This is a genomic window from Aureimonas sp. SK2 (assembly GCF_029813115.1).
Taxonomy (GTDB): domain Bacteria; phylum Pseudomonadota; class Alphaproteobacteria; order Rhizobiales; family Rhizobiaceae; genus Aureimonas.
On the sequence record NZ_JAPZDS010000004.1, the window covers coordinates 160,618 to 173,576 of the forward strand.

The 12,959-nt window shown below is 68.6% G+C and carries 11 protein-coding genes; 9 read left to right on the forward strand and 2 right to left on the reverse strand.

Going from position 1 to position 12,959, the window contains the following annotated elements; translation table 11 throughout:
• Positions 1-3 precede the first annotated feature (3 nt).
• The 9 genes from O5O54_RS07070 to O5O54_RS07110 all read left to right on the forward strand — a co-directional run bounded on the left by O5O54_RS07070 (position 4) and on the right by O5O54_RS07110 (position 9,970).
• Positions 4-1,035 carry an amino acid ABC transporter substrate-binding protein gene (locus O5O54_RS07070; RefSeq protein ID WP_279480143.1) on the forward strand — a complete coding sequence of 344 codons (1,032 nt, stop codon included), beginning with the start codon at positions 4-6 and terminating at the stop codon, positions 1,033-1,035.
• A gap of 28 nt (positions 1,036-1,063) precedes the next feature.
• A complete protein-coding gene (locus tag O5O54_RS07075; protein ID WP_279480144.1) occupies positions 1,064-2,209 on the forward strand; it encodes an ABC transporter permease subunit in 1,146 nt (381 codons plus the stop codon).
• A gap of 17 nt (positions 2,210-2,226) precedes the next feature.
• Entirely contained in the window at positions 2,227-3,294 is a 1,068-nt protein-coding gene (locus O5O54_RS07080; protein WP_279480145.1) for an amino acid ABC transporter permease, read from the forward strand.
• Positions 3,291-4,055 (forward strand): amino acid ABC transporter ATP-binding protein, encoded by a 765-nt coding sequence (locus tag O5O54_RS07085; RefSeq protein WP_279480146.1) that lies wholly within the window; start codon positions 3,291-3,293, stop codon positions 4,053-4,055. Before O5O54_RS07080 ends, O5O54_RS07085 begins: the two co-directional genes overlap by 4 nt.
• Before the next feature lie 41 nt (positions 4,056-4,096).
• On the forward strand, positions 4,097-5,299 hold the full coding sequence (locus tag O5O54_RS07090) for a diaminopropionate ammonia-lyase (protein ID WP_279480147.1): 1,203 nt from the start codon (positions 4,097-4,099) through the stop codon (positions 5,297-5,299).
• A gap of 675 nt (positions 5,300-5,974) precedes the next feature.
• The gene (locus O5O54_RS07095) at positions 5,975-6,958 is read left to right on the forward strand and encodes a tripartite tricarboxylate transporter substrate binding protein (RefSeq protein ID WP_279480148.1); all 984 of its coding nucleotides are present in this window, start codon (positions 5,975-5,977) and stop codon (positions 6,956-6,958) included.
• 90 nt (positions 6,959-7,048) lie between these two features.
• On the forward strand, positions 7,049-7,522 hold the full coding sequence (locus O5O54_RS07100; RefSeq protein ID WP_279480149.1) for a tripartite tricarboxylate transporter TctB family protein: 474 nt from the start codon (positions 7,049-7,051) through the stop codon (positions 7,520-7,522).
• 6 nt (positions 7,523-7,528) lie between these two features.
• Positions 7,529-9,028 (forward strand): tripartite tricarboxylate transporter permease, encoded by a 1,500-nt coding sequence (locus tag O5O54_RS07105; RefSeq protein WP_279480150.1) that lies wholly within the window; start codon positions 7,529-7,531, stop codon positions 9,026-9,028.
• Positions 9,029-9,037: 9 nt separating this feature from the next.
• Positions 9,038-9,970 carry a 2-hydroxyacid dehydrogenase gene (locus tag O5O54_RS07110; protein ID WP_279480151.1) on the forward strand — a complete coding sequence of 311 codons (933 nt, stop codon included), beginning with the start codon at positions 9,038-9,040 and terminating at the stop codon, positions 9,968-9,970.
• A gap of 105 nt (positions 9,971-10,075) precedes the next feature.
• On the opposite strand, the gene O5O54_RS07115 is transcribed toward O5O54_RS07110, so the two are convergent.
• On the reverse strand, positions 10,076-11,623 hold the full coding sequence (locus tag O5O54_RS07115) for an aldehyde dehydrogenase family protein (protein WP_279480152.1): 1,548 nt from the start codon (positions 11,621-11,623) through the stop codon (positions 10,076-10,078).
• A 40-nt stretch (positions 11,624-11,663) separates the two neighbouring features.
• The gene (locus O5O54_RS07120) at positions 11,664-12,947 is read right to left on the reverse strand and encodes an FAD-binding oxidoreductase (RefSeq protein ID WP_279480153.1); all 1,284 of its coding nucleotides are present in this window, start codon (positions 12,945-12,947) and stop codon (positions 11,664-11,666) included.
• Between the last annotated feature and the right edge of the window lie 12 nt (positions 12,948-12,959).

Sequence of the window (12,959 nt, forward strand, 5' to 3'; positions counted from 1 at the left end):
ACGATGACCCGCGCAACGCGAACGATCGCATGCCTCGCCGCCTCCGCCGTCCTCGGCATCCTGCCCGCGCTTCCCGCGAGCGCGGCGACGACCCTCGAGACCGTCAGGCAACGCGGTCACGTCGTCTGCGGAGCGAGCCAGGGCACGGTCGGGTTCGGCGCGCCCGACGCGAACGGGGAATGGAAGGGGCTCGACGTCGACACCTGCCGTGCCGTCGCGGCCGCCGTCTTCGGTGATGCGACGAAGGTCGAATTCGTGCCCCTCAGCGGCCAGCAGCGCATTCCCGCGCTCCAGACCGGCGAGATCGACGTCCTGCCGCGCACGCTCACCTGGACGCTCCGTCGCGACGGCAACGGCATCAACCCGACCTTTCCGAACTACTACGAGTTCACGGGCTTCATGGTGTTGAAGGATCTCGGGGTGACCAAGGTCGAGGACATGACGGGTGCTTCGGTCTGCGTCCAGACCGGCTCCACCACCGAGGTCGTCGTCAACGATGTTTCCAACAAGCTGAACCTCCAGCTCAATCCCGTGGTGTTCGACAACGTCGCGGCCACGAGGCAGGCCTTCTTTTCCGGCCGCTGCGACGCCCTGATCACCGACGCGGCGGCGCTTGCCTCCGTGCGCGCCTCGCAGACCACCAATCCCGACGACTTCGTCATCTTCCCGGCAACCGAGTACATGGATGCGCTGACGCCGGCGGTCCGGCACGGCGACGACCAGTGGTTCGACATCGTCAAATGGTCGATCCAGGCCCCGATCGCCGCCGAGATGTTCGGGATCACGAGCGCCAATGTCGACGAGATGAAGGGCTCGGACGACCCTTACGTGAAGCGCTTCCTCGGGGTCGAGCCGGGCAATGGCGCGGCGCTCGGCCTGGACGAGGCGTTCGCCTACACGATCGTCAAGCAGCTCGGGAACTACGCCGAGATGTTCGACCGCAGCCTCGGCAAGGACAGCCCGCTCAAGATCGAGCGTGGCTACAACCGGCTCTACCGCGACGGCGGGCTGATGTTCCCGATGGCTTTCCAATGAGGGCGCGGCGGGACGGGAGGGTCGCACGATGATCGGCTCGCTCCTTCACAACGAGAAGGTTCGGAACGTCGCGGCGCAGGCCATTCTTCTCGCCGCCTTCGCAGCCTCGCTCCTCTGGCTCGTCGCCAACACGGCCGAGAACCTGTCGGCCCGCGGTATCCGGGTCGGCTGGGACTTCCTCTGGCGCTCGGCCAACTTCCCGATCTCCGAGAGCGTCCTGCCCTACAGCCCGAGCGACACATTCCTCTGGGCGATCATGGTCGGCATCGGCAACACCCTGTTCCTGTCGGTCGTGGTGGTGGTGCTGGCGACGCTTCTCGGAACCGTCGTGGGCCTCGCACGGCGCTCCGCCAACCCGCTCCTGTCGGCGGTCACGGGATGCTTCGTGACCACGGCGCGCAACACGCCGCTGATCGTCCAGCTTCTTTTCTGGTACGCCCTCCTGACGACGGCGCTGCCGGCGCCCCGGCAGGCCCTCAACCCGTTTCCCGGCGTCTATCTGTCCCTGCGCGGCATTTACGTGCCGTCGCTCTCGGTCGATGGCAACGCCTCGGCGTTCTGGATCGGTGCTCTGGTCGCTGCGGCCGCCATCGTGTGGGTCGGCCTGCGGTTCGGCCGCGGCAGGCTGAGCGGGCGGTGGCTTTATCCCTCGCTTGCCCTTGGGAGCCTGATCACCGCCGTCATGGTCGCCGCGGCGGCGGGAGCGCAACTGTCTGCGACCAGCCCCGAGCTTCGCGGCCTGAACTTCACGGGCGGAATGCGCCTGTCGTCCGAGTTCGCCGCCCTGATGATCGGCCTCGTCCTCTACACGTCGGCCTTCGTCGGCGAGATCGTGCGCGGCGGGATCGATGCCGTCGCACGAGGTCAGTGGGAGGCGGGGCGCGCCCTCGGCCTGACCGAGGGGCAGATCCTGCGCAAGGTCGTGGCACCCCAGGCGCTGCGGGTCATCATTCCCCCGATGACGAGCCAATACGTGTCGGCGGCCAAGAACACGACGCTGGCCCTGGCCGTCGGATATCCGGAACTCGGCCTCGTGATCGGCACCGTGATCAACCAGACCGGACAGGCCATCGAGAGCCTCCTCGTGCTGCTCGGCGTCTTCCTCGCCATCAGCCTCTCGGTCTCCGGCGCCATGAACTGGCTCAACCGCAAAGTCGCGCTGGTGCAGAGATGACGGACGCAGCCCTTTCCATGCAGACCAGTGCGCGGACCGCACCGCCCAAGCCGCGCAGGAGCGTCCACCGGGTCCTCTTCGCCGATATGGCGAGCGCGGCGCTGACGGTCGCGACCGGCGGTCTTCTGCTTCTTGCGCTCCCCTCGATCCTGCGCTGGGGTGTCTTCGATGCCGTCTGGGTCGCCGGGCCCGACGCCTGCCGCGATGGCGGCGCCTGCTGGGCCTACCTCGCCGACAAGCTGCGGCTGATCCTGTTCGGCACCTACCCGCCCGCCGAGCAGTGGCGCCCGCTCGCGGTGATCGCGTTGATCCTCGCAGGCCTTCTGGCCACCCTGTCGCCGCGGATGTGGGGCGGCCGGCTCATCGCCGCCTGGGGCCTGCTTCTCGGCGCGATGCTGGGGCTGATGTGGGGCGGCTTCCTCGGTATGGAGTTCGTGCCCACGAGCCGCTGGGGCGGCCTGCCGGTCACGCTGCTCCTCGCGGTCCTGTCGCTCGGCCTCGGCTTTCCCTTCTCGGTCGTCCTCGCCCTCGGGCGGCGTTCGAAACTTCCGGTATTCCGATGGCTCTCCGTCCTGACGATCGAACTCGTGCGCGGCCTGCCGCTGGTCGGGCTCCTGTTCGTCGCATCGATCCTGCTGCCGCTGCTGCTTCCCGTCGGCCTGTCGATCGACAAGCTGGGGCGCACGCTCGCCGCCCTCACGGTCTTTTCGGCGGCCTACCTCGCCGAGGTGGTGCGCGGAGGATTGCAGGGCGTGCCCGGGGGCCAGGCGGAGGCCGCCAAGGCTCTGGGCATTCCCGGCTGGAAGGTCGTGTGGCACGTGGTCCTGCCGCAGGCGATCCAGAAGGTCGTGCCGCCCCTGACCAACACCGCGATCGTCATGGTCAAGAACACCAGCCTCGTCATGATCGTGGGAGTCTTCGACATGCTGAGCGCCGGACGGGCCGCAGCCACCGATCCGCTGTGGCCCGCCCCCTACACGGAGACCTACCTCTTCGTCGCCGCCGTCTACTTCGCAATCTGCTACGGGATCTCGCGCTACTCGCTGTGGCTGGAGACCCGACTTGCCGAAAGGGAGCGCCGATGAGCGCCGTCGCCTTGGCCGTCCAACCGTCGCCGGAACCGTTCATCCGGGTCCGCGCCCTCCAGAAATGGTACGGCAACTACCATGCCCTTCGCGACATCGATCTCGACGTACGCCAAGGCGAGCGCATCGTCCTGTGCGGTCCTTCCGGGTCGGGCAAGTCGACCCTTATCCGCTGCGTGAACCGTCTCGAGGAGTTCCAGGAGGGCGAGGTCACCGTGAACGGCGTCCACCTCGACGCCAACCTCAAGAACGTCGACGCCATCAGGCGCGAGGTCGGCATGGTGTTCCAGCACTTCAACCTGTTCCCGCACATGACCGTCCTCGACAACTGCCTGATGCCGCAGGTGCTGGCGCGCGGCACGCCGCGAGCGGAGGCGCGCGAGGTAGCCATGCGCTTCCTCGAGCGCGTCCGCATCCCGGAACAGGCCGACAAATATCCCGGCCAGCTCTCGGGCGGCCAGCAACAGCGCGTCGCCATCGCCCGGGCCTTGTGCATGCGGCCCCGCGCGATGCTCTTCGACGAGCCGACCTCGGCCCTCGATCCCGAGATGGTCAAGGAGGTCCTCGACACGATGGTGACGCTCGCCGAGGACGGCATGACCATGGTGGTGGTCACCCACGAGATGGGGTTCGCCCGGCAGGTCGCGGACCGCGTCGTCTTCATGGAGGAGGGTCGGATCGTCGAGACGGCCACGCCCGCCGAGTTCTTCGACAACCCGCGGCAGGAGCGCACGCGCCGCTTCCTCGATATGGTCATCTGAGCGACAGGGATGCCGTGGCGCAACGGCACGGGAGATCGGTCATGCTCGTGTTGAACACGCTGCCGGAACGCGGCCGGCCGCTGGATGCAATCGACGCTTCGATGCTTGGCCCCTCGGGCGCCGATGCCGCCCGGCGTTGGATCGAAACGCAGGCTGAACGCCCGGAAACACCGCTCTACGAACTCGGCGCCTTGGCGGCCGAACTCGGGGTCACACGTCTCTACGTGAAGGACGAGGGCCGGCGTCTCGGGCTCGGCTCCTTCAAGGCTCTCGGCGGCGCCTATGCTGTGGCGTGCCTCGTCCTCGAGGAAGCGTCGCGTCGCCTCGGCCGGACGCTCTGCTTCACCGAGCTCGCAAGCCCGGCGGTGACGACGGTCGCCTCGTCGATGACAGTCGCCTGTGCCACGGACGGCAATCATGGCCGTTCGGTCGCGCAAGGGGCGAGCCGGGTGGGAGCGAAGGCGGCCATCTTCGTGCATTCGGGCGTGAGCGACGAGCGGGTCGCCGCCATCGCCCGGTTCGGTGCCGGGATCATCCGTGTCGAGGGCAACTACGACGACTCGGTCGCCCGCGCCGCCGAGATCGCCGAAGAGCGCGGCTGGATCGTCGTCTCCGACACGTCGTGGCCGGGCTACGAACGGATCCCGTCTCTCGTCATGCAGGGCTACACACTCATGGTTCGCGAGGCCCTCGGCCGCCTTCCCGAACCGCCGACACATGTCTTCCTTCAGTCGGGGGTGGGCGGCTTCGCAGCTGCGGTCGCGGGCCATATGGCACTCATGCTCGGCGACCGGTGCCCGACGATCGTGGTTGTCGATCCCGCACGAGCCGCCTGTCTCGTCGAAAGCGCGAAGGCCGGGCGTCCGGTGAAGTTGGACCAGGGCGAGCCGACCGTGATGGCCATGCTGGAATGCTATGAGCCCTCGCTCGTCGCCTGGCGCATCCTGTCGCGCGTCGCGGACGCCTTCATAGCCGTTGATGAAATCGACGCGCTCGACGCCATGAACCGCTTGGCCCGCCCAGCGGGGGACGATCCCGCGATCGTCTCCGGCGAAAGCGGCGGTGCCGGACTTGCCGGCCTCGTCGTGGCTATGCGGAGCGTCGATATGCGTCGGCATCTTGCGCTGGGTGCCGGCTCGCGGGTCCTCGTGATCAACACGGAGGGCGCGACGGACCCGGCCCTTTATCGAACGCTTGTGGGCCTGGATCCGGACGACGTGCGATCTGCCGGTTCAGCTGGATAGGTGGCATCGACCGCCGAGCCGAAACGCAATTCTCGTCCTCGACGGCGTGGACCAGTGCCCTGGCGATCGGTTTACGCGTGCGGTCGTAGCCCTTTCACGGATCCAAGCCGGATAGGCGCTTTATCCCCTCATCCGGCGAAAAGGCATTTGCTGCTTGAAGCTGCCCAGGCGCAAGCCGTTTGCCCCCTCTCGTTGCGCCGCCAGTCGACGACGATGCGCCCGCGCCGCTCTGCCTCCGACATGGTGACGCCGAAGTGGGATAAGCCGTCGGCGGCCCTTCTCCAGCCACCGCTTGAACCGAGCCCGCCCGCAGGGGATTCGCGGATCGTTCTCAAACAGAATCAATCGCCCCCCCCGCATTCCCGATCGACATCCATGCTCGGTCGGAGGAGGCACAGTTTCGCGCCCGATGGGTATTCGCATCGAAATTTTCTCACAAGTCCGTGATAGCCCCAGCATCACCGGATATTAGGAAGAGGCGAAAAGTCCGAGTTTTCCGAAAATACAGGCGACGGATTCGTCTTTCCTCAAGGAGACACTCAATCGTCAGCTTCCTTCATCAGGATTGACAGGCTTGGTCGACCGCCCGGATAGTTCGATCCATGGCCATCGCGGGAGGAATGCGGTGTCCGAAGAAGACGACTTCTATCGAAGTCTGTGCTCCCGGGAGGAACCATGAAACGCATCCTGGCCCTGAGGCTCGCTGCTGCGGCCGTGTTCGCCGCCGCATTCGCCGCACCGGCCGTCGCCCAGTCGTCGTTCCCCGAACGGCCCATCCAAATGATCGTGCCGTGGGGCGCCGGTGGCGGCACGGATGCGGTCGGGCGCATCCTCGCGGCCGTCCTACAGGAGGATCTCGGCCAGCCGATCAACGTCGTGAACCGCACCGGCGGCTCGGGCGTCGTCGGCCACAGCGCCATCGCGACGGCTCCGGCCGACGGCTACACGATCGGCATCATGACGATCGAGATCGGCATGATGCACTGGCAGGGGCTGACGGACCTCACCCACGAGCAGTTCGACATCCTGGGCATCGTCAACGCCGACCCCGGCGGCATCATGGTATCGGCCGATTCCGAGCACAAGACGATCGAAAGTCTCCTCGAGGCGATCCGCACGAACCCCAAGGGCACGTTTACCGGCTCCGGCACCGGCCAGGGCGGCATCTGGCATCTCGGTCTGGCCGGCTGGCTTCTGTCGGAAGAGCTCGACCCCGGTCAGGTGACCTGGGTGCCGAGCCAAGGCGCGGCCGCCGGCATCACCGACATGGTGGCGGGCGGCGTGGACCTCGTGCCGACCTCGCTCGCCGAAGGACGGTCGATGATCGACGCCGGGCGGGTGCTGCCGCTGGCCACCATGTCCGCCGAGCGCCAGCCGCTCTTCCCGAACGTGCCGACGCTCGCCGAATCCACCGGGTCGGACTGGACGCTCTCGGTCTGGCGCGCCGTCGCCGCGCCCAAGGGCCTGCCGGAGGACGTCAAGGCGCGCCTCTCGGAAGCCCTGGAGAAGGCCTACAACTCCGAGACCTACGGCAACTTCATGCGCGAACGCGGCTTCGGCATGCGCTGGGCCGGCCCGCAGGAGGCGACCGAACTCGTGGCCGCCGACGACGCGAGCCTCGGCGAGGTCATGAAGCGCGCGGGCCTCGCCGCGCAGTAGCCGAAAGCCTCGAACCGGGACCTTGCAGAAGTGCGGTCCCGGTTCGGCCACGATCTTTCGATCCCTCGATCCTGAAGGCGAAGCGCGCTCATGCGCCTCAACGACCTCTTCCTGTCCCTCCTCGTTCTCGCCTTCGGAATCGCGATCCTCGTCTCGGCCTACGGCTTCTCGCCGATTCCGGGACAGCAATACGGCGCCGACACGATGCCCAAGGCCATCGGCGTGTGCACGATCGCGCTCGGCCTGTTCATGGCCGGACACGCGGTGATTTCCGGCGAGCGCCTGCCGCGCGTCGACTTCGCGGACTGGACGCGGCGGCCGTCTGTCCTGTTCGGCATCGCCGTCGCGCTGGCGCTCGTCGCCTTCTACGTTGCCGCCTCGCCGCTCCTCGGCTTTCTCCCGGCGGCCTTCGTCGTGATGACGGCGTTCATGCTGGTGCGACGCGTGCGCCCGCTCGTCGCCGTGCCCGTCTCGGCGCTCGCCGCCGTCCTGATCCACGAAGCCTTCGGCCGGCTCCTGCTCGTGCCCCTGCCGCGCGGCGAGTTCTCCGGCTTCTTCTGGTAGCACTCCATGACCGCCTTCTTCGAGGCCATCCCGCTCGCCTTCCAGCCCGAGGTCCTGCTCGTCGTGTTCCTGTTGGCGGTGTTCGGCATGTTCGTCGGTGCGATCCCCGGGCTTACCGCCACCATGGCGACGGCGCTTCTCGTGCCCGTCACCTTCTTCATGGAGCCCGTGCCGGCGATCGCCGCGATCGTCACGGCGACGGCCATGGCGATCTTCGCCGGCGACATTCCGGCCGCGCTCCTGCGCATTCCCGGCACGCCGGCCAATGCCGCCTATATCGAGGACGCCTATCGGATGACGAAGAGCGGCCGGGCGGAAGAGGCGCTGGGCGCCGCGCTCGTCTTCTCGGCCATCGGCGGCATTTTCGGGACGATCGTTCTCATGACGGCCGCCCCGGCACTGGCCGAAATCGCACTGCGCTTCTCGTCGTTCGAATATTTCTGGCTCGTGGTGCTGGGCCTGTCCTGCGCCGTATTCGTGTCGCCGAGCTCGGCGCCCAGGGGCCTGATCTCGCTCTTCATCGGTCTTTTTGCCGCGACGGTCGGCATCGAGAACCCGGCGGGCCAGCCGCGCTACACCTTCGGCAGCGTCGAACTTCTGTCCGGGATCCAGTTCATACCCGCCATGATCGGGCTCTTCGCCGTGGCCGAGGTCCTGCGGTCCGTCGCCTATCCCGGACCGACGGCAGGATCCGTGGCGCCGAGCGGTTCGGGCATCTTCCGATCGCAGGTCACCAACTTGCGCCGCTACCCGGTGCAGGTCGTGCGTGGCTCGGTGGTCGGCTCGGGTCTGGGCATCCTCCCCGGAGCGGGCGCCGACATCGCGGCCTGGATCTCCTACGCCATCTCCAAGCGCTTTTCGAAGACGCCCGAGAAATATGGGACGGGCCATGTCGAGGGTCTCGTGGAGGCCGGCGCCGCCAACAATTCGGCCATGAGCGGCGCCTGGATTCCGGCACTCGTCTTCGGCATTCCCGGCGACTCCATCACCGCGATCGTGATCGGCGTCCTTTACATCAAGGGCATCAATCCGGGTCCGACGATCTTCATCAACGACCCGCAGATGATCTACGCCATCTTCGTGGTCTTCATCATCGCCAACGTCATCATGCTGCCGCTCGGCTGGGCGGCGATCAAGGCGGCCCGGCCGATCCTCTCGATCCCGCAGAACGTGCTGATGCCGATCATCCTGATGTTCTGCATCGTCGGCGCGTTCGCGATCAACAATTCGGTGTTCGGCATCTGGGTCATGCTGGTCTTCGGTGTGATCGGCTTCCTGATGGAGGAGAACGACATCCCGATCGCGCCGGCCATCCTCGGCCTCGTGCTCGGGCCGATGCTGGAGCACCACTTCGTCACGGCCATGATCCGCTCGCAGGGCTCGTTCCTCGCCTTCTTCGAGCGGCCGATCGCCGCCGGGCTCGGCCTCTTCACCATCGCGATCTGGCTGATCCCGCTCGCCCTTCTGATCCTGCGCCGCATCCGGCACAGCGCATCGCCAGCCTGAGGACCCGCCTTGACGAAGCCCGACCTTCTGCTCCTCGCCTCCTATCCCGATCCCGTCGTCTCGGCTCTGGAGCGCGACTTCACCGTGCATCGGCACAGCGAGGACGCGATCCCGGCCGAGCTTGCCGAACGCGTGCGCTTCGTCGCCACCGGCAACGGTTCCGGCTGCGGGCGGGCGACGATCGAAGGGCTGCCCCGGCTGGAGATCGTCGGCTCCTTCGGGGTCGGCTACGACAAGGTGGACGTGGCGGCCGCGCGCGAGAGGGGCGTGCGCGTCACCAACACGCCGGACGTCCTAAACGACTGCGTGGCGGAAGTGACGCTGGCCCTCATGCTCGCGCTCTGCCACCGCCTGCCGCAGGCTGACCGCTACGTGCGCGACGGCCGCTGGGAGCGCGAGGGCGACTTTGGGCTGACGGCCGAGCTCACCGGTCGGCGAGCCGGCATCCTCGGCCTCGGTCGCATCGGCAAGGAGATCGCGTCCCGCCTGCAGGCATTTCGCATGGAGGTGGTCTATCACGGCCGCAACCGGCAGGAGCACCAGCCCTATCCCTTCTACGCCGATCTCGCGGAGATGGCGCGGGACGTCGACTGGCTCGTGGTGATCGCGCCCGGCTCTCCCTCCACGCGCGGCCTCGTCTCGCGCGAGGTTCTGGAGGCGCTCGGCCCCGAGGGCCATCTCGTCAACGTCGCCCGTGGTTCGCTGGTCGACGAGCCCGCGATGATCGAGCTCCTGTCGCAGGGGCGCCTCGGCGGCGCCGCGCTCGACGTCTTCGCCCAGGAGCCGCACGTCCCGGAAGAGCTGCGGCGCCTGGAGAACGTCGTTCTCCTGCCCCATCAGGGCAGCGCCACGCACAAGACCCGTGCGGCGATGGGCGATCTCGTGGTGCGAAACCTGCGCGCGCACCTGCGCGGCGAACCGCTTCTCAGCGCCGTCGCCTGAGGCCAGCGGTCAAGATCCGGTTGCGCCATACACATGATGCGACCGGAAGGGTATCGGCGACCGGCCGGTTGCGGCCGGCCGATCGCCTCAGCGCGGTGCTGGCCCCTACGCTTCGGCCGAGCCCCCATCGACGTCGAACTTGACCCCTTGCGCGAGCGGCATCGAGCGGCCGTAGTTGATGGCGTTGGTCTGGCGGCGCATGTAGGCCTTCCAGGCGTCCGAGCCGCTCTCTCGCCCGCCGCCGGTCTCCTTCTCGCCGCCGAAGGCCCCGCCGATCTCGGCGCCGGACGTGCCCATGTTGACGTTGGCGATGCCGCAATCCGAACCCGCCGCCGACAGGAAGCGCTCGACCTCACGCATGTCGGTTGCGAAGATCGAGGACGACAGGCCCTGCGGCACGCCGTTCTGCAACGCGATCGCCTCGTCGAGATCGCGATACTTCAGGACATAAAGGATCGGCGCGAAGGTCTCCTCCACGACCGGCCCGGTCTGGCCGGGCATCTCGACGAGGGCCGGGCGCACGTAGAAGGACGCCTCCCCGGTGACGTCCACCCGCTCGCCCCCGTGCACCGTGCCGCCTGCGGCCTTGGCGGCTTCCAGCGCGCGGCCCATGCCCTCGAAGGCGGCGCGGTCGATCAGCGGCCCGACCAGCGCGTCCGAGGTCAGCGGGTTGCCCACCGAGATCGAGGCGTAGACCTTGGCGAGCTTGGGCACCAGCGTGTCGTAGACGCTCTCGTGGACGATCAGGCGGCGCATCGTGGTGCAGCGCTGGCCGGCCGTGCCCATGGCGCCGAAGGCGACGGCGCGCAGCGTCAGATCGAGATCGGCCGAGGGCGTGACGATCGAGGCGTTGTTGCCGCCGAGCTCCAGGATCGCGCGGGCGAAGCGGCGGGCGAGGCGTTCGCCGACGGCGCGTCCCATCCGCGTCGAGCCGGTGGCCGAGACGACCGGAACGCGGGGATCGTCCACCAGCGCCTCGCCGGCCTTGGCGTCGCCGACGAGAAGCGTCGACAGGCCGGCCGGCGCGTCGCTGCCAAAGCGGGCGGCGGCCTTCTCGAAGATCGCCTGCGTCGCCAGCGCCGTCAGCGGCGCCTTCTCGGACGGCTTCCAAACCACGGCGTCGCCGCACACGAAGGCGAGCGCCGCGTTCCAGGACCAGACCGCTACGGGGAAGTTGAAGGCCGAGATGACGCCGACGACGCCGATCGGGTGCCATTGCTCGGTCATCTTGTGGTCGGCGCGCTCGGACGGGATGACGAGGCCGTAGAGTTGGCGCGACAGGCCGACGGCGAAGTCGCAGATGTCGATCATCTCCTGGACCTCGCCGAGCCCCTCCGACGGGGACTTGCCGACTTCCAGGCTGACGAGGCGGCCGAGCGCGTCCTTATGGGCACGCAGCTCCTCGCCGAGAAGGCGCACGAGTTCGCCGCGACGGGGGGCGGGAACGGTGCGCCACGTCAGGAACGCCTCGTGGGCGCGGCCGACGGCGGCGGTCGCGTCGGCCGGTCCGGCGAGCGTCAGGCTGGCGAGGACCGCTCCGTCCACCGGCGAGACGACATGGTGCGAACCGCCGCCGAAGGCGCTCGGGGCGACGCCGAGGCCGGTAAGGAGTTCGCGGGCTTCGTCGGCGGGCGACTGGGAGGTGCGGGACATGATGCGTCGGTCCTTGTACGTGCGACGTATGGGGGATGGATCAGAAGCGGGCGCCGGCGAGGTGTGCGATCTGCGCCCCGACTTCGTAGTAGGCCTCGCGCAGCGCCCGGCGCGGCGCGGCCTCGACGGGGGTGACCGGCAGCGGCAGGTCGTCCTCGCCGATCCGGCCGAGCAGGAGGTCGGCGAGGCAGCGGCCGAAGACCGTGCCGGGGGCGATGCCCCGGCCGTTGTAGCCGCTGAAGGCGACGACCTCGCGGGCCAGCCGGTGGAAGCGCGGCAGGCTGTTCCCGGTCATGCCGATCTTGCCGTACCACTGGTACTCGAAATCGATGCCGGCGAGCTGCGGGAACAGCCTGGCCAACGCCCGACGGCCCCAGTCGCGGTGGACGGCCTGGCCGCCGCCGCGCAGCGCGCCGACCGAGCCGAAGACGAGCCGGCCCGCCTGGTCGAAGCGGAAGGAGGACAGGATTTCCTTGGTATCCCAGGCGCCCTGGCGCTCGGGCAGGATGGATCGGCGCAGATTGTCGCCGAGCGGCGGGGTGGCCATGTTGAAATAGGGCAGGTGCACCTGCTCGCAGCGGATCTCCGGCCAGACGCCCGCGGCATAGGCGTCGGTCGCCACGACGACGCGCCGGGCACGCACGGTGCCGTTCGGCGTGCGCAGGATCCACATGCCGCCCTCGTCGGCGGCCGAGACGACGGGGCTGCTCGTGAACAGGGCGGCCCCGGCGCCGATCGCGGCACGGGCGAGGCCCCGGGCATAGGCGAGCGGCTGGATCGTGCCGGCCCGCTCGTCGAGAAGCGCGCCGGCATAGGCCGCCGTGCCGACCTTGGCCTCGGTCTCGGCGGCCCCGAGCAGTCGCACCGGCGCGCCCCGCGCGCGCCATTGGCGCTCGCGCTCGCGCAGTTCGGCAAGGCCCTTCTCCCCGACCGCGCAATGAAGGGTTCCCTGCCGCTCTGCCTCGCAGTCGATCCCATGCCGCTCGACGATGTCGAAGACGGCACGGGGCGCCTCGCCCAGAAGCCGCAGCAGCCGCTCGCCGTGAACCTCGCCCAGTTCCCCGGGCAGATCGTCGGGCATCACCCACATGCCGGCGTTGACGAGGCCGACATTGCGGCCCGAACCGCCGAAGCCGATCTCCTCGGCCTCCAGCACCGCGACATCGACGCCGCCCTCGGCCAGATGCAGCGCCGCCGAACAGCCGGTGAAGCCGGCGCCGACAACGGCCACGTCCACCAACAGCTCGCCCGAGAGCGACGTGGTCGGCGGCGGCGGCGGCGCGGACGCCGACCAGAGCCCGTGACTGCGCGGATCGTTCCTCATGCGGCTGCGACG